Raw genomic sequence first — 1,760 nt, 5'->3', positions numbered from 1 at the left:
CAGGCTGTGTGAAAACTCATAGCTTTAAGTAGCCTAACAATATTTCTCATCTGTGTTTTGAGAATACTGTTTAAGTTGACGAGGTAAGCTGTGATTTTATTCGGGTGTATCAGAAGTTTTTATTGCGGGAAAGAGCCTGATATTTGTTACTGGAGGATAAAACGGCCGGAACCGTTAGCCGTATTGTTCCTGAAGCTGAAATATCAATCCTGTAGTACCCCATATCGATATCATCCTTTTCAGGTTATAAGACAATATATGTAGACTCATTTCCGTACTGACATTTTTAAATTTCCGCATCAGAAAGTGCGTTGCACCCATCCACATTTTAATTGTCCCAAACGGATGTTCTACCGTTTGCTTTCGCATGACTACCGCCTGAGGAAATGACTCAAGCCTAGCATGCATTTCTTCCATTTCAGCTTCATGAACCCAACGCCGTATACGCCTTGGTTCACGTTTCGATGTAGTGCATCTGGAGCGCTGACTGCAATCGCGACAGGCAATATTGTTAAAGTACAACTGTTGCTCCAGTCCGTCCTCTATTGAGGTAAAACGATTCTGAAGCTCATTGCCCATTGGGCATACATAAACATCTTTTTCCCTGTTATATCTGAACATTGAGCGATTATAGAGCCCCTTACGTTCAGCACCAGAGGTATCTCCTTTAGGCACTAACGCTACGGCTCCGCTATCCAGAACCGTTTTAATATCGCTGCGACTGTAATACCCTTTATCGGCAAGTACTGTTATGTCCTTCCGGCCAACAGCTTTCTGAGCCAGTGTTGCTACTGAACCAAGTTGCCCGTTATCTGTTGTGTTGGTGACTTCATGCGCAACAATCAAATGGTTCTTCGTATCCACAGCTGTCTGGACGTTGTAGCAAACTTGCCGATTCATATTATTTGTTTTCATTAACCGGGAGTCAGGGTCGGTTAAAGAGAGTTGTTTATCTGGCTGTTGTGCGACGGCTTGTTGGATCTCCTGAAGCTCACGTAAACGCTTTTTTAGCCAGGCCAGTTTAGTGGCTGTTAACTTTGCGTTTGCATCGGGCTCAGCATTCTTGTCGGCTTCATCCAGCTTATTTAAATAATAAGTAATACTTTGCTCAACGCGCTCAATGTGGTCTTTGGCTTTCTGAGATGTGAAGTTATTGGGTTTGCTGTTTACTGCTTTAAATTTGCTACCGTCGATGGCTACAACGACATCAGTGAACATTTGCATTTGCCGACACAGGCCAATAAAGGCCCGACAGGCATTCCTGATACCTTCACCGTTATCTTTTCTGAAGTCTGCAATGGTTTTGAAATCAGGCGTTAATCGTTCAAGTAACCACATCAGTTCAACGTTCCGATGGGCCTCTTTTTCAAGTCTACGGGAGGACTGAATTCGGTTGAGATATCCGTAAATGTACAATTTCAGTAGAGTGGCAGGGTGATATCCGGGCCGTCCGGTTCGCTTTGCATCAACTCTTCTGAAACCAAGAGAATCGAGCTTTAGTCCATCAACAAAGATATCAACCACTCTGACGGGGTTATCTTCAGTGACAAAATCATCCAGTGCGTCAGGGAGCAATGTCACCTGAAGCCTGCCTTGTCCTTGAATGTGATTGGCCATGTCGGTATCCGCAGTATCCATTTGTATGTTTTTAATTTTAATGAAAAATTCAGTCCGTTGCATGGGTTTATCAAGAATGGTTGATCATATGAAACCATCGCTTAGACCAAAAAGTGATCAGGAGTTTTCACACAGCCTGAGCA

Annotated in this window: 1 protein-coding gene; it reads right to left on the bottom strand. The window is 43.5% G+C overall.

Annotation, left to right across the window (positions count from 1 at the left end; all coding sequences use genetic code 11):
* Positions 1-174: 174 nt before the first annotated feature.
* Entirely contained in the window at positions 175-1,617 is a 1,443-nt protein-coding gene (locus HA45_RS23255; protein WP_128599092.1) for an IS1182 family transposase, read from the bottom strand.
* Between the last annotated feature and the right edge of the window lie 143 nt (positions 1,618-1,760).

The sequence above is a fragment of the Pantoea rodasii genome, from assembly GCF_002095465.1.
GTDB lineage: Bacteria > Pseudomonadota > Gammaproteobacteria > Enterobacterales > Enterobacteriaceae > Pantoea > Pantoea rodasii.
The sequence above is the reverse complement of the archived record's forward strand: the minus strand, read 5'-3'. Positions and strand labels throughout refer to the sequence as shown.

Bases quoted from the DNA above. Each gene is read 5' to 3' on its own strand.
- HA45_RS23255 (WP_128599092.1), bottom strand. From the start codon at position 1,617: ATGGCCAATCACATTCAAGGACAAGGCAGGCTTCAGGTGACATTGCTC.